This window comes from Methanocorpusculum sp. GPch4, assembly GCF_012062385.1.
In the GTDB taxonomy this organism is placed as follows: domain Archaea; phylum Halobacteriota; class Methanomicrobia; order Methanomicrobiales; family Methanocorpusculaceae; genus Methanocorpusculum; species Methanocorpusculum parvum.
The window spans coordinates 179,206-205,326 of sequence record NZ_SIJA01000076.1 but is presented as its reverse complement, the minus strand read 5'-3'; the positions used below and the strand labels follow the sequence as shown (position 1 = coordinate 205,326).

General features: G+C 44.2%; 15 protein-coding genes. 9 read left to right on the top strand and 6 right to left on the bottom strand.

The window, feature by feature from the left end:
- Positions 1–28 precede the first annotated feature (28 nt).
- Together EYA77_RS07560 and EYA77_RS07555 are read left to right on the top strand one after the other, a co-directional pair.
- The gene (locus tag EYA77_RS07560; RefSeq protein ID WP_042700922.1) at positions 29–412 is read left to right on the top strand and encodes a hypothetical protein; all 384 of its coding nucleotides are present in this window, start codon (positions 29–31) and stop codon (positions 410–412) included.
- 2,039 nt (positions 413–2,451) lie between these two features.
- Positions 2,452–3,483, top strand: coding sequence for a site-specific DNA-methyltransferase (locus EYA77_RS07555; RefSeq protein WP_167816348.1), 1,032 nt, complete (start codon positions 2,452–2,454; stop codon positions 3,481–3,483).
- Between the two features lie 26 nt (positions 3,484–3,509).
- Here the strand turns inward: EYA77_RS07555 and EYA77_RS07550 are convergent, their stop codons facing one another.
- From EYA77_RS07550 to EYA77_RS07535, 4 genes are read right to left on the bottom strand one after another with little or no spacing between them, the layout of a single operon-like run.
- The gene (locus tag EYA77_RS07550; RefSeq protein WP_167816347.1) at positions 3,510–4,376 is read right to left on the bottom strand and encodes a phosphatidylserine/phosphatidylglycerophosphate/cardiolipin synthase family protein; all 867 of its coding nucleotides are present in this window, start codon (positions 4,374–4,376) and stop codon (positions 3,510–3,512) included.
- The gene (locus tag EYA77_RS07545) at positions 4,373–6,217 is read right to left on the bottom strand and encodes a DUF1998 domain-containing protein (protein ID WP_167816346.1); all 1,845 of its coding nucleotides are present in this window, start codon (positions 6,215–6,217) and stop codon (positions 4,373–4,375) included. The genes EYA77_RS07550 and EYA77_RS07545 overlap by 4 nt, the downstream gene beginning before the upstream one ends.
- Complete coding sequence (locus tag EYA77_RS07540) at positions 6,217–9,636, bottom strand: helicase-related protein (RefSeq protein ID WP_209315033.1); 3,420 nt, start codon at positions 9,634–9,636, stop codon at positions 6,217–6,219. Before EYA77_RS07540 ends, EYA77_RS07545 begins: the two co-directional genes overlap by 1 nt.
- A complete protein-coding gene (locus EYA77_RS07535; RefSeq protein WP_167816344.1) occupies positions 9,623–12,169 on the bottom strand; it encodes a DrmE family protein in 2,547 nt (848 codons plus the stop codon). Before EYA77_RS07535 ends, EYA77_RS07540 begins: the two co-directional genes overlap by 14 nt.
- 161 nt (positions 12,170–12,330) lie before the next feature.
- Between EYA77_RS07535 and EYA77_RS07530 the strand changes: the two genes are divergently transcribed.
- The 5 genes from EYA77_RS07530 (at position 12,331) to EYA77_RS07510 (ending at position 19,656) form a co-directional block, all read left to right on the top strand.
- Positions 12,331–13,485, top strand: a complete 1,155-nt coding sequence (locus EYA77_RS07530) for an HNH endonuclease (protein ID WP_167816343.1) — start codon at positions 12,331–12,333, stop codon at positions 13,483–13,485.
- Between the two features lie 152 nt (positions 13,486–13,637).
- Entirely contained in the window at positions 13,638–16,754 is a 3,117-nt protein-coding gene (locus EYA77_RS07525; RefSeq protein ID WP_167816342.1) for a DEAD/DEAH box helicase, read from the top strand.
- 591 nt (positions 16,755–17,345) lie between these two features.
- Positions 17,346–17,873, top strand: a complete 528-nt coding sequence (locus EYA77_RS07520; protein ID WP_167816341.1) for a hypothetical protein — start codon at positions 17,346–17,348, stop codon at positions 17,871–17,873.
- 1 nt (position 17,874) lies between these two features.
- A complete protein-coding gene (locus EYA77_RS07515; protein ID WP_167816340.1) occupies positions 17,875–18,426 on the top strand; it encodes a hypothetical protein in 552 nt (183 codons plus the stop codon).
- 66 nt (positions 18,427–18,492) lie between these two features.
- Positions 18,493–19,656, top strand: a complete 1,164-nt coding sequence (locus tag EYA77_RS07510) for a hypothetical protein (protein ID WP_209315032.1) — start codon at positions 18,493–18,495, stop codon at positions 19,654–19,656.
- A 509-nt stretch (positions 19,657–20,165) separates the two neighbouring features.
- On the opposite strand, the gene EYA77_RS07505 is transcribed toward EYA77_RS07510, so the two are convergent.
- The gene (locus tag EYA77_RS07505; protein ID WP_167816338.1) at positions 20,166–21,968 is read right to left on the bottom strand and encodes a ribosome biogenesis/translation initiation ATPase RLI; all 1,803 of its coding nucleotides are present in this window, start codon (positions 21,966–21,968) and stop codon (positions 20,166–20,168) included.
- Complete coding sequence (locus tag EYA77_RS07500) at positions 21,969–22,658, bottom strand: 4Fe-4S dicluster-binding protein (protein WP_167816337.1); 690 nt, start codon at positions 22,656–22,658, stop codon at positions 21,969–21,971.
- A gap of 201 nt (positions 22,659–22,859) precedes the next feature.
- On the opposite strand from EYA77_RS07500, the gene rqcH reads away from it, so the two are divergent.
- Positions 22,860–24,788 carry a ribosome rescue protein RqcH gene (gene rqcH / locus EYA77_RS07495; protein ID WP_167816336.1) on the top strand — a complete coding sequence of 643 codons (1,929 nt, stop codon included), beginning with the start codon at positions 22,860–22,862 and terminating at the stop codon, positions 24,786–24,788.
- Complete coding sequence (locus tag EYA77_RS07490) at positions 24,785–25,813, top strand: mRNA surveillance protein pelota (protein ID WP_167816335.1); 1,029 nt, start codon at positions 24,785–24,787, stop codon at positions 25,811–25,813. The genes rqcH and EYA77_RS07490 overlap by 4 nt, the downstream gene beginning before the upstream one ends.
- Positions 25,814–26,121: the final 308 nt, after the last annotated feature.

Genomic DNA, 26,121 nt, shown 5'->3' with positions numbered 1-26,121 from the left:
TATATGATAAAGGCAAGATATCCTTTGCATGAAAAAGCTGATAGTCTTACTCGGACTCATCGCAGTTCTCGTTGTTGCCAGCGCAGGGTGTATAAGCCCCGATGTCCCGGCAGTGAACAGCACCGGGACGGCCGACCCGATCGTCGGTATCTGGCAGAGCACGGATTCTTACACCGTTGACGGAAAAGAGGTCTACATCATCTATGAGATCAAAGACGACAACACCGGGTATGCGATGATGGCGGAGGGCGGCTCATCCGAAGCAGCGAAAGTCGATATTTTCTGGGGCAACGACAAAGGGAAGTATGTGTTTGCCTACACAACAGACACCAAAACCGTCTATCCTCACACATTATCTGCTGATAAAAAGATCCTGACCGACCAGTATGGCGGCACATATACCAGGATCTGATCTTTTTTTTAGTAGGACTTACGCGGTGTGGTTGTGAATCCAATTTGGGAAGGGTACGGCTGGGTTTGGAAACATGAGATTATTTAACCGCCAATTAGCCCAAATGAGCTTTGCCCATTTGGGCTTCGCCTACGCAGAATCGCACCCTCTCTGGAAAAGTCCACGAGCTAAAAGCTCGTGAGACGTCTCAAGAGCCTTCGGCTCTTGGACAAATGCTGAGGAAAAACCCGTTCGCAAAGCTTCGCTTTGCTCTCCGGTTCGGGCTTGCAGCCCTCGCTTGTTCGCAAATCAGAGATTTGCTCTCCGTTTCGCTTCGCTCACTTGTTCACAAACTTTCAGTTTGCTCTCCGTTTCGCTTCGCTCACTTGCATGCGGGTTTTTCTTATCTTGCATGTCTTTTTTTCTGCAAAAAATAGATGAACAATCCCTTTTCTTGATCTGGGGTGCGGGGCCGCGACTCCGGCGGGGAGGCGGGTTGGACGCGGAACGCGGCCGACCTCAGCCGAGGCGGCCCGACACATAGGGGCGGGCTCAGCCGAGGCGGATCGACGGCGCAGCCGGCGATCTTAGCGGAGCAAGTTTTCGAAGGAAACTTGCGAGCAAGTCGCCAGACTTGCGAGTTGGCCCGCGGTGGAGTATCCTGTTTGCTGAGGCCCCTATTTGTTTCAAATCCGTTCGTCAGGGGGTGGAAAAAATCCCGGTCTTCATCACCCGTGTCCCGTTTTTTTGCATCAGAAAACCCCCTCCTCTCTCAGTGAGAACGCCGTTTCCGCGAAAAGAGGGGGCATTATCGACTCGCAAATCATAGATTTGCTCGCCTGAGGTCGTCGACTTCGTCGCCAACCCGCCACCACGCGGTTTTGGGCATAAATATTCCTGATTCAAATTGTATTGGTGAGGACAGGAGGTTTTATAGGATTACTCCTGCCCGAATGATATGCCCAGATCTCGACCAAACGGGTCGAGTCGGGGCGGGCCAATGCTTTTTTTCTAAGACCCCTCCTCTTGGTGAGGGGGAGGGGCACTCTTCTTGATCCTGGTTTGGGTACGTGAGAAAAAAAGGATTACTAGCGTTTTTCAACGTTCGGGCAAATCCGGTTCACCGCCCCAGCGGCTCCCGGGATGGGGGAGAGGGTCCTGTTTTTTGCATTTTTTGTACGGTATCTCTCTCAGTGAGAGCGGCGTTTCCGCGAAAATCGGAGGCATTATCGCACCGCGCGGTCAGGGGTTTATAATGCGTGACGTCTTAGGTTGTTTATGTGTTCGGGGATACCCGGACTGGAGATACGTTATGATGAGTGATATTCCGCCGACGCTGCAGGATAGATTGAAGCCGCTGTTTTTTCAGAAGGATATGTATGCGGATAAGTTATGCCAGACCGGGAAAGATATCCGAAGAGTGCAGCTCGAATTGATGAAGCGGGGTGAGCCGCAAGGCTCGCCCTCAGCTGAGGCGGGGACCTTTCGGTCCCTTAGCTGAGGCGGGGCCCGGTCCATCGGACCGGGTTCAGCGGAGGCGGGCCGACACATAGGGGCGGGCTCAGCCGAGGCGGATCGACGGCGCAGCCGGCGATCTTAGCAGAGCAAGTTTTCGAAGGAAACTTGCGAGTGGAGGGTGAGATGGAAGAGGGGTGAGATTCGGGAAGGAGTTTGTTGGGTGTGGATACATAAGAAAAAAACCAACCGCGTTCGCAAATCAGAGATTTGCTCTCCGACTCGCTTCGCTCGCTTGAATCGGCGCGAATCCCGCCCTTCGGGCTCCCAGAATCGGATTTGCTTCTCCTCACTCTCGCAATCCAGCTATGCTGTATTGCTCGTCCCTTCATCGGGAGCGTTCGGGCAAATCCTGTCGCCGCCCCAGCGGCTCCCATAAATAAAAGGGATTATTTTTCAGCGCATTGCTGTTTTTCTGGATTGAAAATAGGATGAAATATTTTGTCAATATTGATGATAGTTTGATATGTGCGCTGCAAAAATGATCATTTGATGATCCTCCTCATGAACGGTTAGGATAGTAGATCTTGGCTTAATTGATAGTAATGATTAAGCTGCGTGAAGAACAACATAATACTCAATTTGGTGTATTCTATATGGCAAACGAACAATATTTAAACAGGATCACCTTTGGGGATTGTGGAGATATCTTAAAAGATTTTGATGATGATTCTATCGATTTGATATTGACATCTCCGCCTTATGCAAATCAACGAAAATATAAAATCGAAAGTCAATCCATTATGGCCGAACTCCACCCCGACAGATATGTCGATTGGTTTCTCCCCAAAGCAAAAGAATTATATCGGGTTCTAAAACCTAATGGGAGTTTTATTCTCAATATTAATGATAAAACAGTTGATAGTTTTCAGCATCTTTATGTTTTTGAACTTGTAGTCAAACTCTGTAAGGAAGTTGGGTTCCATCTCGTACGGGACTATGTATGGTTTAATCCAGCTACACCTCCAAATTCATTCTCTACCGGAAAATATGGTCGAACAAAAAAATCGCATGAATATTGTTTCTGGTTTAGCAAGGGTGATACGTGGACATTCAATATGGATGATATTAGGAGACCGTATTCCAATGCTATGAAGATTTATCTGAACGGTCAGGGTAAGGGAAATAGAGAGCATAATACACGCCCAAGTACCTATTCTTTTGACTGCGAAAAAGTATGGGAAAATAAAGGAGGGGCAGATCCAGGAAGTGTATTGCACATTGAAGATCCTTATTCACAGATGAATGAACTCTCGGATAAATACATCCAAGAACCGGGAGACGTTTTGGCTATTAGTAATACTGGTAGCAAGAATTCCTTCAAAAAAATGTATTCACAAAATATTAAACATCCGGCACGTTTCCCGGAACGACTTGCGGAATTCTTTATAAAAGCAGGTTCAAACGGAGGTGATTGTGTCTTGGATCCTTTCATGGGTTCTGGAACAACTGCCGTTGTTGCAGAGAAACTTGGTCGAAATTGGATGGGGATTGAATTATCTGAAGACTACATTCAGTTAGCAGAAATACGATTACAAATCGAGAGGGAGCAACTCGCAGCAAAAAAAAGCTCATAATGAGAGAACTCCATTTCCCAAAATTATTATCCATCGGTTATGTTTACACGTCTTGCATAGTCCCACATCTCTTCAACTAAAGAAATTACGGGAAGAATAGATTTACCCTCAATAATAACCCCCAACTCAAAATTATTTCTCATACTGTGTTCTGTTAAGTTTGCACTTCCAACGTAAGCGGATTGGTCTGATATGAGCATTTTTGTGTGAAGTGCGTATTTTTGTTTACCATCTTCACCTCTCGAAAAGAAATCCCGATATTCAAGATAGTCAATTAATCCTTTTTGCATAAATTCTGATGCAATAAAGTGAAGTGATTCTTTTAGAGGAAGATTCCCCTCAAAATCCCTTCCGATCATCTTAATTTGAACTCCATGTTTTGCTGCTCCAATTAGCGCATCAAGAATCATATTTGCACCAAATTTATCGAAAAATGGATTAATGATCCAAATGGAATTCTTTGCTTTTGAAATAAGGCGAATTAGAGCTGGTTCTATCTGGTGTGTTTTCTTTGTTATTGCATGCATCTCATTTGGAATTGTTGAAACAAAGCTAACCCTATCATTTTCAGATTCACAGGTTCGATCAATATATCTTTCGATCACCTCAGCTGCGAGTTCTTCACCAGTAAAAAAATTATCAATATCATCACAGTTTAACTGAAACTGATAATCATGGATAGATGGGGCCGATTTTATGTTGATCAATACTCCGTTTTCCTTAAGGGTATATAGTATAGATTCACTTTCACTTGCTGTAGAAAATTCACGTAATGGATTTATGATCTGCCATCCTTTCAGTATATGATTTTCAGAGAATACGAGCAATAATAGTGTCTTTATCTCTGATACTCGTGTTTTTGATTTTAATAAGATGGCAAGATCATATTTCATTTATCCACCGATTCAAGGAAATCTCGTTCCCAGAATCCAATCGTTCGCTCCCCAGTAGCTTCAGTTCGTCCAATAAGGTAATGGCGTCCAAGATCTCGATTGAAATGTTCACAGGCACCTTCACTTAGATGTAAACATGCATGACACGATGCCTCTGATGATATACAAACAGGATCATACAAACAGGACATGGCACTCTCTTTAGCCATCTCAGTCCACGGAATAATCCCTGTATCAAAAAGTGTATGCATACCTCCAATCTGAAAATCATGGACATTATTAGTGTAAATTAATATCGCTGGAACTGCTGGGAAAATGATCTCTCCAAGTGAGTCTTTATCGATTCCGACTAGACCGGCTGCTTTTCTAATCAAAACATGCGACATGGTGTGGAGAAGTGAATAGACATACTTAGTAATTTGAAGATCCGTAGGTATTTCATCAAAAACTGGGATGGATTCCACATCAATATTGTTTAAGAACCAACTCTTTAATCCTATATCATCGTCTGGAGACGGAATCGATGATATAATATTGTTCATTTTTAACCATTTGAGAATCTTGTATCGATCAATTTCAAGAATAATACCCTCAGTTTCATTTGAATTGACATATATTGGGGTTTTTTCAGGGTAGTTTTCATCTCTTGGGAATGACCTTAAAGTACACTCTTTTGGATCGACAGAAACGCGAGTATAACCAAAAACAACTGAAACAAGTGGTAAATCACTAACGACATAGGCGTTCGATACGCCAATATCATGCAATGCTTTTGGAAATTGGCAGATGGTTGTAAAATTACTCTCTGCCCGCTTCTTCGCTTCTTCGATTACATCACGTATTGTCTGTGATCCTTTGAGATTTAATGTCTCATTAAAACCTTGTAATGAGGATACTATGGTATTCAATTTTTCTTGGGAAAGATTAAGGATCTGATCTACATTTTTTATGGCATTGTCACGCATATTTTGAGTCTCAGATCCATCTAATGACCCTAATACATCATCAATATCTTCTTTTGAAATACCTATATCCATCAGTTTTTGACGAGCTGCTAAAACCTTATCATTCTTTCCCAGTTCTGTGTCAGAATTCCGTATTTCATCATAGTCCTTGTCTGAGATAATACCAAGATAGTGGGAAAGATATAATTTTATAAGATTCAGATCCTCAAATGTTTTCAAATTATGATTACCTATCGTATTGATAAGCGAGAATGAGTGAGGATAAAACACTTGACTTTGCCTGAATGGAGCAGTTTTCATCCAATCATCGCATTCATAGCATTTACTCTTAAGAGAACCCGTTTTTTCACCACAAATCCCACATTCCCATCTCCAGTCGGCAAGTCTTCTACTACCACCTTTGTATAATACTATATTTTGGTATCCATGTTTCGAACACTTGCTAACTTTAGGACTCTCTATTTTTCCACAATTATGATAGTGAACGAGATCCAGTTGTTTTAATGATCCCCCACATACGCAATGATAACCATTTCGTGCAAATACTTTCTTAAATGACTCTAGATTATTGAAAGTATAGGCTTTACCACATTTATTACAAATAAATGTCAGGGGGAATATCTCCACGTTAACCTTTTTCGGCTCTAAAAAGATGAATGAATCAGATTTTGGTTTATCTGGGTATCCCTTTTTAGATGGAAAGCGTTTTAGTCTTCTCTCCACAATTTCATAATAGATCCGCCCCACATTCAAATTTTCGAGATTTAATGGGATCGTGTTCCATGAGACGACTTTCCCGATAGTGTGGGTATCTGAGAAATCTATTACAGATTCCGGAAGGTAACGAAACATGACCTGACTTTTACCACGCTGCATTATTGCACCCCCCCAGATTCTTGAACTCGAATTTGATCCATGGGGTCAAAACTTTCTCCCGTGGGCTTTACTATCAGTGGGGAATCTGTATCCCGTAAACTTCTCATAGGCATATCTGAAAGCATACCTGGAATGAATTCATTCTTTTCTGAGATGCGAATTTGATCAATATAGTTTTTTACTTTGTCAGATATTATCTGCTTAAAATATGCACCCATCTCATTCTCTTCAACTTTGTAGCACTTCAAAATGAAATCTAATATATCCTCCTCTGTGAAGGCGCGACTATCATACCCTTCTTTGAAATTTTTTGTCATATATGGACTTATTCCATCTTTTCCTTCCAGGTAATTGAGAACACAAGCTGAGAAAATTCCTGGAAGAGTACGTGTTATAGAAAATTTAGCCCATCGACTAATTGGGACTGGTTCGACAAGAATATCTTTGTATTCATGATATTTAGGAAAGTATTTGTAGTAACTCTGATCTCTTTCTCTTGTTGGGTTGAAAATAACGAACACAATGCCAGGGTACTTTCTTCCAATTCGACTCAGAGCTTGAATATACTCAGCAGTATTTCTTGGCATCCCCATGAAAACCATAAAATTCAAACTGTCGATATCAACACCGTGAGATATCATACTTGTGGCTATAATCAAATCTATGTGATTCTCCATATTACCATTTTCAATAGTAGAGAGGATTTCTTTTACATCTCGGAACGTTACATCTCCAGTCATCATTTTAAGGTTCATTTTATGGTATTTCTTCATCTCCAATGAATCATTGATTACTGTAAGAATGGAATTGGCTATTGCATCACCTTCACGTTTTGCAAGGTTGTAACACAACTCAATTTCATAATCTTTTAATGTTTCCAGAACTTCCTTTTCTGAGGTAAAACCCACATTCATCTTTAATGCAAGACTTGGATTCGCTTTTAAGTTTTCAATTTCCTCATAATAAATCTGCATTGTGTCAAGAACTGCAAAAATAACTGTTTTGTTATGGGGCATGATTCCCGCCACAAATCGAGAATGTTCTGTTTGATCCTCATAAGCATAGAATGGACTATATGCAGGGAATTTGTGGGCTTTTTTCAGATATAATTCCCGAATCTGGGCTTCATAGTCTGTTACCGTGGCTGATGAGCCAATTATTTTGATTTTTTTACCATCTGTGATCGTCTGGATGTAGTTATCTAAAAACGATTCATAATGAGAATCATATGTACCTAAAGATTCACGAATCAGATGGATCTCATCTTGAATCATCAACGTAGGGGAAGGATCATACAATGATACAGGATCATAGGACTCTTGTGTACATGCATTTGGATCCTTTACATAGGTATCATGATACATACAGGCTTTTCCTGAGATGTAACCATGTTTAGGGCACCGTCCATTGATTTTACCAAAGAGCATTTTAAACTCTTTGCTCCAACTGGCGGAAACCATCTTATCTAATGTTGAGACAATAAATGTTGGAAGATAACGAACTACTTCTTGATCAGAAATATATACCGGGATTTCTTCCCCACATTCTGGATTTGTACATTTGTGGATGATACGTAAACTATTTAGATCCCCAATTAATTTGACAGTATTCTTTCCACAAAAAGGACACTTTGAGATGATCTTAAATTTTTCCTGTAGGTCTGGATCAGTATTTACTCTACTGATATTATCGATAGGTATCCCTGTGCCGAACTCCCAAGAATATACTTTGTTTGGGGTGTTTTCATCTCCAACATAGTAACCTGTACTGAATTGTGCATATCCTACCTTTCCAATGATTGGATGCTGCCTTCTAAGAAGTTCTGCTTGACCAAATATATCTGCTATCCTTTGAAGTTGTTGAAGAGATAACAGTCGTAGCGGGAATCGAGTAATTGCGGTTACTCCATCTTTCTTCCCCCTTAACCGATCATAGAATGCAGTAAAGACTGCCAGTCCTAAATATGCCTCTGTTTTTCCACCGCCAGTGGGGAAGTATATCAAATCTACATCTTCAAGTGTTGCACATTTTGTTTTTGTCGAAGAAGCAATCACATCTGCGATTTCCATCACAATGAATACTATTTGGAATAATCTCCATGACTGGTAGCCTTTTCCAGAATTAGCAAATGCTGCATTCATTAATTTGAATGCGTCCATTGCATGTTTATTCGTTCTTAGGATATCACAACTCGTATCAAATCTTTGTTTTTCTTGAAGGAAATCATCAATTTCTGTCTTAAGTTTGTTTATTCCAATTTCCGATACATGCTGTAAGGAGGGGATACTATCTGTAAGCCGCTTTATCTCTTTACCCATTGCCTCGGAAATTTTCTCGAGAACATCACTTGGGTTTTCAGAAAGGGCAGTAAATTTCGGTGTGATGTCTGTCTTTGATTTGTATTTGCGTTGGGAGAAAATTGGCATATGTTCAATTTCCATAGTGTTGCCTTTTTTCACTACAGTACAATTGAAACCATTGGCATGGATATTTCCATCATAATTCAAATCATCTTTCAGATAACTCAAAATATAATCCTGAAATACAAAATTGATGGGGTCAACTTGAAGTTGAGTCTCGAACATTGAGTTATCAACCGCATTCAAAGGTGTATTTTCAGTAAATTGATTATCAATCGTCAGTTTCAGTTTAATTGATTTGTCATCAAATTCGGATATAGTATAATTGAGTCCAGATTGCCAATGAGGAGTTTGAATCGTCGTCCCCCATGAACGTATAAATGCATTGAATGTTTCCTCATTTATGAGATCCGCTTCTGTGACTTCAAGTTCTTTATCTTTTTCACTACGGGTTTTTCCAATATGGGTTTTAGACCGGAACTTATTTTCGTCTTTAGAAAATATTTCTAAAGCTTCTGTTGCTAGGCGTTCACCTTCTGGAAAATTATTTTTGGTAGGTAATCTCTCTTTTATCAAGTCGGAGATATTGACCTCAAAAACAACTGGTTTGGGTTTAGCTTTTTGATATACGCTTCTGAGTTTAAACCCACTTAACGATGCATCACCAACTTCTCCATCGTATTTATCTCCTTGAGAATCAGGATCTCTACGAAATCTCCCATCTCTTTCTAAGTTGTAGATTTCAAGTTGTTCTTCACGTGTAGGAAAAACCTTGTAATAAAATACCGCCCCTGCTGTTATTCTGATTCGGGCCGTATCAATATCGTTCTTATTGATCAAAACTTCAAGTCCCGCACTTGAAGGAGATGTTTTAGAGTAAATGGTTGAGAGAGTATTAAGAGGGATACGAGGAGATAAATTCCCAATAAATAATTTGATAGAGGGTTTATCATCGTATACTTTTTCATATAGCGACCCTGTACAACGCCCTTTGATCTTATCCAACAGGGAATTCACAAATTTTTCACGAACGGAATTGTCAGCACTATTTGTTGTCATTTTTACCATGAGCATCAAAATTTAGTTTGTCTAATTGAGAGATAGGAATCTCTCCTACTTTTTCGCAAGAAGTAACTATCTCCAGAGAAATACTGTTTCTGAAGTCTTCTAAAGATAATTCTAATTCTTCATCGATAATTGTGTTTTCTGATTCTTGGTTTTCATATTCAATTGCTGCTTCTGGGATGAGATGATATAATTTCCTTGCTAAACCTCGATGGATCCCACGTAATCTCTTAATAGCAGCAGCTACGAGTTTCCAATCTCTGATCAATAGTTCCTTGTTATATATTTCACCGATCCTACGTATGTTCTCAGGATCCTGTGGCCCTAGGACCGCTTCTTTTAACCATAAATAAACAGCTGTTGGTGTTTCTGGTGATTTCGCTCCCTTCTCCCGTAATTTTTCGAGGAGGGTATTTGGAGTATCATTATGTTCAAAGACACCATCACGTAAACATTTGATCCAATATTTTTGATAAAAAATAACTGTAGTCATTTTTGGATCAGATCTGACTTTAGAGATGATGGAGGAGACAATTGTTTTCTTAGTAGAATTTTCAACTAAAATTAGGATATTATTCTTTACTAAACTACTAGCAGTAATATCATTTACTTTCTTTCTTATACTATCAAATACCTGAACTTGTTTATTAGCTCTCAATAATATCGATTTTCCACTAGAAAAAGAGACTTTTATTGCTGGAACTGTATTTCTGTTATCTTTTTCAGAAAGAACATCATCTATATCAAAATCTTCTGCACATTCGTTTTCAATGTCAAGTTCTTCCATGAAAAAATCTGACATTATGGAGTCATAAGTAAAATCCCCCATTTGAGCGTCAGTTGGACATATTGTGATTATTTTAGACCTTAAATCTTGTTTTGAGGAGTTAAGAGGGTAATTTAGAATATAATTTATTAATCTTTGAGAAGATAGAATATCACTTATGCTTTTTCCTTTTTTCTCTGATGAGAAGATATTCTTATTATCATCGATCACGTTAAGCATCGTCATTAAAAATGGAATCTCTGATTCATAGACAATTATACCAAGCCTTTCAGCTTTAGCTAGAGACAAAATGAAATTATTGTAATATCTGGGGCAACCATAAAGAATGCATGTAGTAACTGCTCCTATTTCGTTGAATGCTCTTGAAATATCATCCATTGAGGAAAAATAGATTCCTTTCTCGTTTAATTCTAGAATATTGAGGTTTTTTTCTTCGATTAGATAGTCTTCGAGAGCCAATCTATAAATCCCATTTTTCGCAATGATAACAATTTTCTTGTTGTTTTGTAAGGCTTCATTAATTATTTCCAGGATTACTAGATATTTCCCGTTCTTTTTTTCCAACATGTAATGATAGATGTCGTTTAATCTATCAACAGCATCAATAGCATAAGTACTAAAAAATGGTGATTCTTTCTTAATTGATTCGGCTTGGGATGCCAATATTTTAAGTGATCTGATAGCCGAGGTATAACCCCATCTTCCTTCAAGATGTTTTTCGCTGTAACTTAATGGTGAAATAGTCTCTTCTAATGCATTGATACATCCAATATAACGATGAGCAAATGAGATTCCTGAATTTAATCTGTTCTTTCTAGCACTCTCAAGTAGTTGAAAATAGATCTTTCTGCATTTTCTAAATTCTTTGTTGAGGTGGTCCTCCTTAACTGGGACAATAACTTTGATTATACCACTAAATTTGTTCTGTATTTCACCGAAATTCTGGCAGAAAAGCTGATTTAAATCAAAATCTCCAGCTTTCAAACTGGATTCATCGAACTGGGAATCTGCTTTTAACTCCCCAGCATTCCATCCCCAATAAGGAAGCAGCCTTGATTCTATTAAATTGTAAAAATGTGGTGGTGTGGGATCAGCTGCTATCCAAAACAAGTGGGGGATATTGGATCCAGTAATCCAATTTCTCAACTCCTTATCTTTATCTGAATTCCAAAATGGGTCCGCTTCAACAATAACACTAAATATTTGTTCTGCTAAATTTTTTGCTGGAAGTGCATCTAGATTTGGAGATATGTATACTTTAGGTTCAACTTTTGTCTTTTTTAAATCTGAAAATCTATTGAAACCTCCATTTGATGTAATCCGAGCAACAGGGAAGAGTTCATAATAGATTGGTAATGAACCAGCTTTTAACATCTTGAAACAATCACGGATTTCATTTCGAAGAGATAAACGACTGCTAATGATGAGAATTTTATCTCTCCCATTGAACCTCTGCTTGTTATCATAATTATAATACATCCCCTCAAGAGCTAGCAAGGAAGTAATGGAGAGATCACGAGTTGGGTAAACAAGCACCCCCTCTTTTTGGTGCCGTAAACAACATTTATAAAAAGAAATGGATTGTCTATTTATTGCATTTAAATAGATAGGTTGACCAGTAACGTTTAAAAATTTCTGACTTTGAATCCAAACAACACGGCTTCTATTTTCTGGAATTTCTGTGAATATCTCCTCCCATTCCGATGTGAACGGATATTTTGGAGGGTAAAAATGATTCATATGAGTTTGATTATTGATTTGAGTTAATATAAATCTGCCGAAAAATACTATATCGACAATTATTAATATTGATGTGGGGAAGTTATTTTCCTATACTCCCAGAAACTGATGGTATTTTTGCATCCATCACCCCACCGCCGAAAAATATATGCAGATACATCATGAATACATTATCAATGCCCTCTGACACGTTTTCAAGCATCAACTCCATCATAGAACGTGACAAAACAGACACCCCATACAAATACTCTCTTCTCCAGTCTGTTATTGAATGCTGCCAGGAATATCCCCAGTATGCATCCTTAAATCAGCAAACAAGACGGATACACATCCCGACAGGTCTTTGCGTCGCCAAATGGCTCATCTATTACTACCCCTTCTTTCTGCCGGGAACATTTATCGCCATGAAAAAAGGCGAACGAAACGGAAACCGACAAATCACCTTCCGTCCGTTATTTCAGGAGGTCTGCCAATATTATGAAAAACACGGCGGTCTTTCAGTATTTTACGACGAACTTGTATCCGGTAACGTATCAGGAGAGATACGAGACACCCTCGCAAAACTCATCAGCCAGATCCGATACACGATCACCGACAACCCCATGCGTCATCTTGGATACTCTCAGACGGGAAAAGAATACTCGGTCTTCTCTCTCGAAAAAAAGCCGGCCGCGATAAAAAAATCCGACACCCTCTCTCTCCAGCTCCTGATCGAACGATGCGGCTCATTTTCCATCTCCTCAGAACTCTATAGTGTTTTTCGGGAACTTGGCGGCTTCATAATCGGCAGCGGATGCATAGCTCAGAAATGGATGGAATTTTTACAGAGGCAAAACACTGATTCCGGCATAACTGACGGAGAACTCATGGAACGCTTCTCGATGTACCCGGTTTCCGAAAGGAATGTTTCTGATGCTGCAAAATTATTCCACGAACACAGCCGGACGGGTGCGTGTTCGTGCGTCTGGTCTGGTCAGAGATTAAACGAATCGACACTTGCTATAGATCACCTTCTCCCTTTTGCAGTCTGGAGATGTAATGATCTGTGGAATCTCATACCCTCCGATACGAAAGTCAACCTCCGTAAATCAGACAGCATTCCTAACCCGCTGTTTCTCCGGGAACGGAAAAATGAGATACTCGAGTGCTGGGATCTTCTGTATGCTCTCTATCCTGAACGGTTCGAACGTGAGATCACTGTCGGACTGCTTGGAGGGGTCTTTATGGACAATTGGAAAGAACGGGCTTTTGAAAGATTATGCGAAACTGCCCGGTATCTCACCGAGGTCAGAGGATATGCGGATTGGCGAAATTAGGCGATGGGTAATAATTGAAAAGATGAAATAAACCTACATACAACTCATTTTTTTATCTCCACACGTCAGCACACGTATCTTTCACCTTATGCCCCCCTTCTCCCTGTCGTTATCCTTATGCATTTGCCCACCAATCTATTCTTCACGCATCCATGACTCTCTCCCCAGGCATCTACGAACAACTCATCTCCACCCTCATCCAAAAAGACATCAACACCCACACAGAAACCGGCTCCTCCATTCTCACTCGCCCAATCGACCCTGCCGAAGCAAAACACATCCTCTCCCAATACCTCACCGAAATCATCGAAAAAAGCCTCCCTCTTCTCAAAGAAAAAAATGACGACCTCTACCTGCAAAATCAAATCCACACCGCAAACCAAATCATCGAACTCCTCGCCCAAACAACCAACGATCCCGACATCAACTTCCAAAAAATCTCCGGAGTAGACCAACTCATCGGCGTCCTTGAAAACTCCGACCAAAACCAACTCATCAGACCCGAAACCTCCATCTCCATAAGCACTCTTTTCACCGGCTCAAAACTCGAACCCTCCATGATGAACGAACTGAAAAAAGAAATCCTCAGCTCCGACAAAATCGACATGCTCGTCTCCTTCATCAAATGGAGCGGCCTTCGGCTCATCATCGAAGAACTCAAAGCATTCACCAAAACACACCCCCTTAGAATAATCACCACCTCCTACATGGGAGCAACCGACCTCAAAGCAATCAAAGAACTCCACAACCTTCCCAACACCGAAATCAAAATCTCCTACGAAACCAGAACCACCCGCCTCCACGCAAAATCCTACATCTTCCACCGACACAACGGATTTGGAACCGCCTATGTTGGCTCATCCAACATCTCCAACGCCGCCCTTGGAACCGGGCTCGAATGGAACGTCAAACTCACCGAAAAAGACATGGCTCATGTCCTAAAAATCATCACCGCCACCTTCGACACCTACTGGAACAACCCTGACTTCGAAACCTACACAAATGACCGAGAACCAGACTTACGCAAAGCCCTCAAAGCCGAAAAAATGTGTGGCGAACACAACGAATACCTCTTCCAAATAGAACCCTATCCCTTCCAGAAAGAAATCCTCGAAAAACTCCAAACCGAACGAACCCTCCACAACAGATGGAGAAACCTCATCGTCGCCGCCACTGGAACGGGAAAAACCGTCGTATCCGCCTTTGACTACCGAAGACACTGTTTAGAAAATCCAAACAAACCCAACCGTCTTCTCTTCATCGCTCACAGAACCGAGATCCTCAAACAAAGCCTCGCCTGCTTTAGAGGAGTCCTGCGAAACCAAAACTTCGGCGAACTCTTTGACGGAAACAACACTCCTGAAAATTATGACTACCTTTTTCTTACCATACAAACCTTCCAATCAAAAGAGTTCCAGACCTTAATCCCACCAGATTACTACGATGTAATCGTTGTTGATGAATTCCATCATGCAGCAGCAAAAAGTTACCAGACCTTACTCACCTACTTCACACCAAAAATTCTCCTAGGACTCACCGCCACTCCTGAACGGATGGACGGACACGACATCACCGAATATTTTGGCGGGGTAACGGCTGCCGAAATTCGTCTGCCCGAAGCAATCAACCGCGGCCTCCTCTCACCCTTCCAATACTTCTGCGTAACAGATCCCGTCGACCTCTCCACCATCAAATTCGAGTATGGCAAATATGACGTCCACGAACTCGAAGAGAAGTATATCGGAAACAAGGAACGAACACGGACTATTTTAGATGCAGTTGACCGATATGTCACTGACATTTCTCAAGTAATCGGCCTCGGTTTTTGTGTCAGCAGAAAACACGCCCAAGAGGCCGCAGAACATTTCACGACAGCCGGCATCCCTTCCACCTACTTAGATGCTGAATCCAGTGAAGAAGAACGACAATCGGCAAAAGCTAGCCTGCAAAAAAAGGTGATTCACTTCATCTTTACCGTGAATCTCTACAACGAAGGAGTGGATATTCCCGAGGTTAACACCATTCTTTTCCTACGGCCAACAGAGAGTTTAACCGTCTTTTTACAACAACTTGGACGGGGTCTGCGTCTCAGTGAAGGAAAGGACGTTCTCACCGTCCTGGATTTTGTGGGGCATTCTCATCAGAAGTATAACTTTGAGCAAAAGTTCCGCTCTCTCTTGGACAAGACCCGGCATTCGATGAAATACGAGATGGAGCATGGATTTAGTTCTCTGCCGAGCGGGTGTTTCATTCAGATGGAGCGTGAGGTGATGAAAACCGTTCTTGAAAACATCCAGAGGTCTCTCCCAAATAAGAGAAATATTCTGAATAAGCTTCAGTATTATCAGCGTGATACGGGTGAAGTGCCGACCCTGAAAAAGTTCATCCAGACCTATGACCTGGAACTTGCCGATGTCTATCAACATGGGATGTTTTGGCAGTTGTGTATTGAGGCAGGGGTTTCGATGCAGACCTCATATCCAAATGAGAGAGTGTTTGGCAAAGCCATGATACGCCTAACCCATATCAATTCTCGGCGGTGGATTAATTTCCTGCTTCGCGTATTCCGTGATGGGGGTAATGTGGAGACAAAAGAGGATGTCGAGATGCTGACGATGTTGTATTACACGTTCAAAGCCCCAAATCTGCCAAAGGCGGCAGGGTTTAACACTCCGAATGATTTTGTTCGACATATCAGAGAGATGCCTTTGGTTTGTGCAGAGTTAGTGGAGTTTTTGGAGATTCGCTATGAACAGATCGAATTCCTGGATTCAAGAATTGAGTTAGGGTATCCATCAGCACTGGATTTGTACTGTTCGTATTCTCGTGATGAAATTGTCTCGGGTCTTGGCTGGATTAATTGGGATTCGTATGCCGGGATGCTGGAGGGTGTGCGGTATATTGATGGTCTCAAGACTGTTATTATGCTCGTAACACTCCAAAAGAGCGAGAAGTTCTATTCACCTACAACGATGTATGAGGATTATGTTATTAGTGAGGAGCTTTTCCATTGGCAGTCGCAGAATATCACATCACCAGAGAGTAAGGTTGGGCAGAGGTATATTCACCATGAGAAGATGGGCATTTCGATATTGTTGTTTGTGAGGCAGGCGAAGAGTGAGGGTACCCAGACGATGCCTTATGTGTTCTTAGGAAGAGTGCATTATGTGAGTCACGAGGGATCGAAGCCGATGAGTATTGTGTGGAGGCTGGAAAAGAAGATCCCGATGCGGCTGTATATGGACCTCGCAGATACGAAGAATATGTGAGGGCATTGGATCGGGGATGCCGGTCTGGGGTTTTCATCTCATGTTTTTCTCAGGCGGGCTATCTCATGTCTCCACACCCGGCCATAACCATCCAGAATCTAATTTTCCTCCCATTTTCATTCATCTAAACAACCCTCTCCCCCTCCCAATCTCATTTTTTTGCATCCTAAAACACCCTACCCACTCACTGAGCCCCGCGTTTCCACCAAAAGCGGAGGCACTATCGCACCGCGCGGTCAGGGGTTTATAATGGAATATGCTGATATTGTATATAGGTCAGAAAAAGACAATGTATCTGGAAATAATTTTCAGTATAGCAATGATGCACCTCTGGATTTTTCCGCCTCTATCCGAATCAGTCCATGTAAATGAATCCAATACTTGGTGAAAAGTGGTCGAATTTGATCACTTTAGAATACAGGCAGGTATTTTTACTATGAGGGGTGCAATGATATATGTATCCACTGAAATATAAGATTAATGTGCAGAAAACGAACAAATATCATTTAGAATGTAAATATATAATACATGATATTTATTCAAGATTAGAATTGTGTATAATAAAAGTTGAAATGAACAAAGGTATTGAAGATGGAATCAGCCAGTTTTGAGTCTGAAGAGAAACTACGTCGTGAATTAATTGCAATTCTCCTCTCAGCATCGAAGAGTCCAGTTCCAACTCGAATTAAATTCCAAAAAGAATTATTTTTATTGACGCGATCCTTTCCAAAATTTGAAAAATTATTTCCATTTACTGCATACAGATTTGGTCCCTATTCATCAAATGCTGAAGCCATACTTGAAAATAATGATGAGTTATTTATAGAGGATAAATATGGAATCCATTTGACTGATAGTGGAAAAAGACTCCAGGAAAAAGCGGAAAGCACCATGAGTCCTAATAATAGAGAGATGTTAAGGAAGGTCTCTGAGATGATATCAACCATCTGTCAAAATATGAATGATGAGGAATTAATGTACCTCATTTATACAACGTATGGATACGAAAAACACTCAGATATCTATCAGCACCTCTATGAAAAGCGAGAGACTATAGCAAAAAGACTCTACAATAAAGGGATAATTAGTTACCAGAAATATCAGGAGTTACTTGAATAAGATGATTGTAATCCCTGATACCTCATTTTTTGTCTGTTTCATTGATGATTTGGCAGATTTCGTTCCAGAAAATGATAGATATCAGTATCTTAATGTTATCTCCACTGTATATCAGATAACTGTGACTCCAGAAGTTCGTAAGGAAACCTCGTGGAATCGAGTCCCAGAAATTATTCAAACACAATGTTATTACGCAGAGAATATACTATCACCCCCAACAATTGATCCAATTATAGAACAATTACGACTGCTTCTTGGTAAAGGAGAAATTGATGTTATATCTTACTCAAATATGTATAAAAAAGAGAAAAATAATGATTTCAAATTCGTATTAGATGATGGGATGGCACGTAAACTTGTCTCAGAAAATCTTCCAATATTAGTTACAAATATGGTTGGGACAGTCGGACTTTTAAAGATATGTGCCTTGGAAAAGATATATGATAAAGTAAGTATCATAAACATTCTTGAGAATATAAAAGTAAGCAAATTTAGAATTCAAGATGATATGGTTTGTAAAATAATTATCGAAATAAAAGAATCTGGAGGGTAATGTACGACTGAAATAAATGTCCATGTAGATGAGGTTGATGAGGACGCGTTGTTTACAGCGAAGACATTGTCCTTTGGTTCATTAAAATTTCAAACCCCATGTAAACTATTTGATTTAAATGGCCTCAAAATAGATGAAATTTCTCCATTGAAATCCTTAGATACATCACTATTTGATTCAGTAAAGATTCTAGAACGAAGCCATTTAGTTAGCCCTAAAATTTTTTGTCAAGCAGCGGATGATAGTAATCCAAATCTCCTAAAGAACTATCTTAAATTGAAGCAGAATCAACTTTTTAAAAACAAACTTCTTGTAAATACACTCACATTAGAATTTAATCCATATAATATCTCAGATGCGGACGAATATATTGAAAGTGTAATGGCACTGTATCATGGGAGAAGTGATCTACTTCTCATTCCTAATCTAAAAATACAAAAGTATGTATCTCCCCCTCTTCAGAAATCCTATAATGAGACGATCACACCACAAGAGGATTATCTGAAGTTTGTCGATATTGCATATGAAAATCTAAAATTCCGCAATTCTAAACCGATATTTGTACCAATTCCTCTAAGATATGGTACACGAAGATTTACGGGCATATTGAATTCATATCTCTCTGAAGGATATCGTAATTTTTGGATAGATTTTGAAGGTGGAAGTGAACTCTCAAAAATTCAGTTTATTCGATCCTATCATAAGAAAGTTGCTGACATGAAATTAGAGGAGGAAGTAGTTCTTTATGGTTCAAATATTCGCCGTGAACAACATCCCCGGAGAGATGAAGTTGCTTGCCTTGCAGGAGATATCCTATCTGCACCACTTGGTATAGATATTATAGGCGTTAATCGTGAACCAAAGAAATGGTCACCCAATCCGCCCCCTGGGAATATATCTCAGGCTGAGAAAATAGAATATCAAGGGCGCATGTTGGATCGTGAAAGCTATATGTATATGCATCATTCTGAACATGCTAACCACGATGAGTTGTTGGGGAAATACCATATTGTTCCTGATCAGATTGCTCAAGCCCCTAAATTTTTTTCATCAGTCATTAATACATTTGAAATGAATGAAGAATTCAAATTTAATAGGGAGACAATCGATGAAAAAGGATCGATTATGTCCTATTTGGAGGGTAAAAAAACAATTGATGAGACTACTCTCAAAGGCTTTAAGAAAATTGAGAAAAAATCAAAATCTATATCATTAGATGATTTCTTCTAATTTCAAATAGGACATACTCGGTGTGATTTCAACCGAAAATAACAACTGAAGTCCTTTGAGATGTACGTCGTTTTCGTGTAAGGCATTCGATTTGACACAAGAGAAAAACCAACAACCTCCTTCCTTAATTGTATTCTCCACTCCTGATGAACTACTTTGAAATGTATAGGGGCCTCAGAAAATAGGATACTCCGCAGCGGGCCAACTCACAAGTCTGGCGACTTGGTCGCAAGTTTCCTTCGAAAACGTGCTCAGCTGAGCCCGGCCCTATGGACCGTGCCGCCTCAGCTGAGGTTGGTCGCGTTCCGCGTCCAACCCGCCTCCACGCCGGAGTCGCAAGTCTATCGACTTGGTCGCAAGGCAAAGCCTTGCTTGGCTGAGGGCGAACCTGTTCGCAAATCAGAGATTTGCTCTCCGACTCGGGTCTACGACCCTCGCTTGACGGCTCACCCCGCAGGTAAAAAAAATGAGATAGGAAAACCTCAGCCGGGGCCCTCACTTCGCCGAAGTTACTCCTCCTTGCTCCCCTCAGCCGCCAGAGCCGACTCCGCAGCATTATAGTAATAATACTCCCCTGCCGCCTTCTGCTCCCGGTCCAGATACGACCCCGGATTATTGATCCGCGGCCTGCCCGTCTTATCCCTGCGGAACGTGATCCCCAGACTCGAAAGGAACAGATTCATCCCGTCCTTCATCTCAAACGGACCCCGGGCAGTACCTTCCTTACCCGGCACCCCGTCAAAGACCAGCAGCCGCTCACTGATCATATCGATCGTATACATATCATGATCGATCACCATGATCCCGGCCCCCTTATCCTCCGCCGCACGCTTGATCACCTTCGTCGTCACAAGCCGCTGCTCCACATCCAGATGCGCCGACGGCTCATCAAGAATATACAGATCCGCCTCACGCGAAAGACACAGAGCGATCGCCACCCGCTGAAGCTCTCCGCCCGACAGATTCTTCACCTCCGACTGCAGGATCGGCATAAGACCAAGAGGCTCCAGGATCTCATGCTGATAATACGACGTATCGAACCTGCGGGTCACCGCCCGGAGCGTAAATTCGACTGAATCCGACGAATCCGCCGTCACATACTGCGGCTTATACGAAACACGCACCGTATCGAACTTCTTCCCGCCGTCCGGCGTCTCCACGCCCGCAAGCAGCTTTGCAAACGTCGACTTGCCGATACCGTTCGCTCCGACGATACCAAGCACCTCGCCCCTGCGGACCTCGCCCCCTTCCACCGTCAGATTGAAACCCGGAAACGACTTCGTCATCCTCGGGATCGTCATCAGCGTCTCGCGGTCCACATCACTCTCATGACTCCGCGTCTCAAAAAGCACCGGATAATCACGGATCCGGACATTCTCCTCAGCGACAAAGCCTTCGAGATACTGATTCACCCCGATACGGACCCCCTTCGGCCGGGAAATGATACCAAAAGCCGACGGCTTTCCGTACCCGATATGGACCGTCTCCGCCACCATATCGAGGATAGCGATATCATGCTCCACTAAAATAACCGGATGCTTTGCCGCAAGCTCCCGGATCAGGCGCGCCGCGATCATCCGCTGATAGATATCCAGAAAAGGAGTCACCTCATCAAGGAAGTAAAAGTCCGCCTCCTTCGAAAGAGCCACCGTCAGCGCGACCCGCTGCAGTTCTCCGCCCGAAAGATACGTCAGATCCTTATCGAGGATCGTATCAAGGGCCAGCTCCTTCGCGTAGTAATCGAGCATCCTCCGCTCATCATTCTTTTCCAGAAGAGATCTGACCGTCCCCTTGAACGCCTTTGGGATAAAGTCGATATACTGCGGTTTGATCGACGCCCTGATCGTCTTTGTGGCGACCTGCTTGAGATAATCCAGCAGCTCCGTTCCCGCATAATGCTTCAGGATCTCCGCCCACTCAACTTCATGATCGAAGATACCCAGATTCGGGCGAAGCTGTCCGGCAAGGATCTTCACCGCGGTGGATTTCCCGATACCGTTCGGGCCTAAAAGTCCGGTGACTTTTCCCGCCACCGGCTGGGGAAGCCCGTAGAGAACGAACGCGTTGGGCCCGTAGCGGGTCACCGGCGTATCCAGCTCTTCAGGGAGCTGGATGATATCCAGAGCCTCGAACGGGCATTTCTTCACGCAGATACCGCAGCCCACGCACAGCTCTTCGGAGATCTCTGCTCTGCCGCTCTCCCCTATTATAATGGTCTCATCACCGGTACGGACCCGGGGACAGTACGCGATGCACTCTTTGCCGCATTTTTTGGCATGGCACCGGTCTTTATGAACGATGGCGAGTCTCATTTATGCGGAGAGGAGGGAGGTCGAAAGCATCAGTGTCCAGGAGAGATACCAGGTCGCAAAGGTCATGAATGCCTGATAGAACCAGTCTTTTTTGCCGAGTTTGGAGGTGTCGATCTTGAGGACCATGAAAAGGGACTTCTGGATAACGATCGCCACAAGTAAAACCAGGACCCCTACAAGAGGAGTTGCCTGAACGCCTGCAAGGCCTGCCTCGATCATCGAGTCGTTGACCGGGTTTGGCGTGCCTGCAAGATAATAGGAGACGATACCCGCCGCCATACCAAGACCGCAGGAGATCGCTGTCCGGATGACGCGCTCGGCATGCCGCGCTTTTTTCGAGGCGATCTTCTCTTCCGGCGTCTCTTTCCTCTTCGGCGGCGCGGTCTGCTTCACGGCCGTTTCTTCAGCCGTGACCTCGACTTCTTCGGTCTTTTCTATCGTCTCAAGCTTCTCGTCGATCTCGGCGTCGAGGGGTTTTCTGTCCGGCCGGGTGACCATCTCGATAGCCTTCTCAGGACAGATCTTCACGCATTTTCCGCATCCGTTGCATAACTCTTCAACGACCGTTGCTTTTTTATTCCGTCCGATGAAAATGACCGGCTGATCTTTGCGTGATGCCGGGCAAAACTTCACGCAGCGGTTGCACATCGCCGTGTTGCATTTTTCTTTTTTGATATAGGCTACCTGCATATGATATCTCCGCGATTTTTCAGTCTGATTATATTAGTATTCAGGTCTTATCTATGTTATCTGTTCTGTCCCGCGGTCCGATGACGGCGCGCCGGCGATATAGGCGGAAGATTTTTCGAAGTACCTGCAGAAAACAGCGATCTCCAAAGCAAAGGGCCGTGTCGGTTTATAGTTCTGCACGTCCTATCTAGTTATCATAGAATGGCGACGATATCAGGAATGAGCGGAGCGGACGTAAAAGCGATGACAGCGGAGCTCGCCGCGCTTTTACCTTTGTGGATCGGGAAAATATATCAGTATGACAATGCCTCGTTTGGTTTCCGCTTAAACGGGGAGGAGAAGGCGCGTCATCTTCTGTATGTGGTAAGGGGCGTTCGGGCGCATCTTGTGTCCGAACTTCCGCCTGCGCCGAAAAACCCGTCAGGGTTCTCGATGTACCTCCGGAAATATATCGAAGGCGGAAAGGTGCTCGGAATCGAGCAGAAATCGATCGAGCGTGTTCTGATCATCACGATCGGCAAAGGACCGTCCGAGTACAAACTGATCATCGAACTCTTCGACGAGGGGAATCTTATTCTCACGGACGAAAAGTACACGATCATCAACGCCCTCGCCCAGAGAAGATTCAAGGAGCGGGAGATCATCGGCGGCGCAGAGTATTCGATTGCGGCCGTATCGCCCGAGAAGCTGACCTTTGAGGAGTTCAAAGAAAAGCTCGCCGGAGACGAAGGCGAGATCGTGCGGGCTCTCGCGACCAGACTGCAGCTTGGCGGTATTCCGTCCGAAGACATCTGTCAGCTAGCCGGCGTGTCAAAAGCCCTGCCCTGTAAGTTTGCGACCGATGTCCAGCTTCGTCCGATCTATGAAGCGATGAAAAGCTGGATCGCAAAACTTGAAAAGGACCGCGATCCGGTGATCGATCCCAAGGGAGCGTTCCCGTTCCCTTCGCCCGCACGGGAGCCAAAAGAGCATTTTGCCACATTCTCCAAAGCGCTCGAGGCGTTCTATCCTAAACCCGTGGCAGAAAAGGTCATCGAGCAGAAGATAAAACTCTCCAAAGAGGAGCGGATCAGAAAACAGCAGGAGGCCGCGCTCATCACCTTCGACAAGAAGATCGCCGAGGCGACGGAGATCTCGGAGATCATCTACTCGCATTACGGCGAGGTCCAGGAGACGATCGACGTGCTCTCTGCCGCAAGTCAGAAGCTTTCCTGGCAGGAGATCGCGGCCGTTATAAAACAAAGCGACGCCCCGGCCGCAAAACGGATCATCTCGGTGGAGCCGAAGAATGCGTCCGTCGTGATCGATCTGCAGGAGAAGCACAAGGTGACGATCTTCGTGCATGAGAGTCTGGAGGCAAACGTCGGCAGATACTTCGCGGTCGTGAAGAAGTTCCGCGCGAAGAAGGCCGGAGCGCTGCGTGCGATGGAGGCAGGCATCATCCACCCGGAGAAGAGAAAGGCGGCCGGACCCGGACGGCTGAAACCGAAATGGTATCACCGGTTCCGGTGGATGGAGACATCCGACGGGGTCTTAGTGATCGGCGGCCGAAACGCGGACCAGAACGAGGAGATCGTGAAGAAGTATATGGAAGGAAAGGACACCTTCCTCCATGCGGATGTGTTCGGCGCGTCCGCGGTCATCGTGAAAGGGGCGACCGAACGCATGGATCAGGCGGTCCAGTTTGCCGCGTCCTACTCGCGGGCCTGGGCCGGCGGCGGGGCGTCCGTCGATGTGATCGCGGCCTCGCCCGGCCAGGTGAGCAAGACGCCCGAGTCGGGAGAGTATGTGGCTCACGGTTCGTTCATCATCAGAGGCGAACGAAAGATCTACAAGGATGTCCCGCTCGAGATCTCGATCGGCATCCGGACCGAACCGGTCCTTGCGGTGATCGGCGGAACGCCGTCGGCGGTCGAGCCGCTGACCTCCCACTCTGTGCGTCTCGTTCCCGGAACGTTCGAAGGCAACGATGTTGCGAAGAAGGTGCTTCGAAAACTCAAAGAGGCGGTCCCGGAAAGCGGGCAGAAAGCGCTCAAAGCGATCCTGAATACCGAAGGGGTCGCGGCGTTCGTGCCGCCGGGAGGGTCGGATCTGAAGTTCGCTTCAGGCAGTGAAGGAGACCTGGAATGAAGGCGGAGGTGCCCGAACCGCTGAAAAGAGACGGATTCGGTGAGTATAAACTCATCCCCGAATCGGTCGACGATCTCTGGCATCTTTCGCATCTCATCAGTCCGGGAAATACGGTCTACGCAGTCACGCTCCGGACGGTGGACGGGCCGACGGACAAACTCCGTTCGGAAAAACTCGAGAAGCGGCCGGTGAAGATCGGCGTGAAGTGCGAGAAGGTGGAGTTCGTGCCGGAATCCTCCAGGCTTCGGGTCTTCGGGCTCATCAGCTACGGGCCGGATATGGGCCAGCACCACACGCTGAACATCGAAGCAGGCTATGAAATAAGCGTGGTCCGGCAGTGGAAGCCGATCGATCTTGCCCGTCTGGAGCGGGCGGTCTCCTCCTCGGTGCACGGCGTGGTCCACATCGTCGCGATCGAAGACGGGGAGGCGGAACTCTACCGTGTCCGGCAGTACGGACCCGAACGGATCACCACTCTCACGGTCGGCAGCGGGAAATCCGCCGAGCTGGACTCAAGACAGGCATTGTTCGTCGAACTCCTGTCATTTCTCGAAAAAGTCACCGGATCCATCGTCGTTGCCGGACCGGGATTTGTGAAAGAGGACTTCGTCAAGTTCGCAAAAACCAAGGCGCCGGCGATCGCGGAACGGATGCTTCTCGCGGATACAAGGCGGTGCGGCTACGGCGCGGTCCAGGAAGCTATCGGAAACGGCGTCCTTGCACGCGTGGCAGAGGATCTGCAGCTCGCAAAAGAGGTCTCGTTCATGGACGAGGTGTTTCTTCGGATCGGGCAGAACGGCGCCGTCGCCTACGGGAAAAACGAGGTGCGCCAGGCGGTCGATTACGGCGCCGCCGAGACGGTCCTCGCTGCCGATTCGGTTGTCAGGGACGCACGTATCGAAAAAATGATCGAAGGGGCCGAGCGGCTCGGCGCAAACGTCGTCGTCCTCTCGACCGAGTTCGAACCGGGTACACGACTCGTCGGACTCGGCGGGGTCGCGGCCCTGCTCAGATATAAGATCTGAATAAGGGTTACGCTGGTTGGGTGTACCTCCAATTCGGGAAGGGTGCGGCTGGGTGTGGAAACATGAGAAAAAACCAACCGCGAATCGGCGCGAATCCGCCCTTCGGGCGAGGCTAATCGGATTTGCTATTCCTCACTTTCGCAATCCAGCTTCGCTGTCTTGCTCATCCCTTCATCGGGAGCGGGTTGGACGCGGAACGCAGACGACCTTAGCTGAGCAAACCGAAGGTTTGCAAAAGCGTTCGGGCAAATCCTGTCGCCGCCCCAGCGGCTCCCATGAGGGAGAGATTCATCGAGCAGCCCTGAATA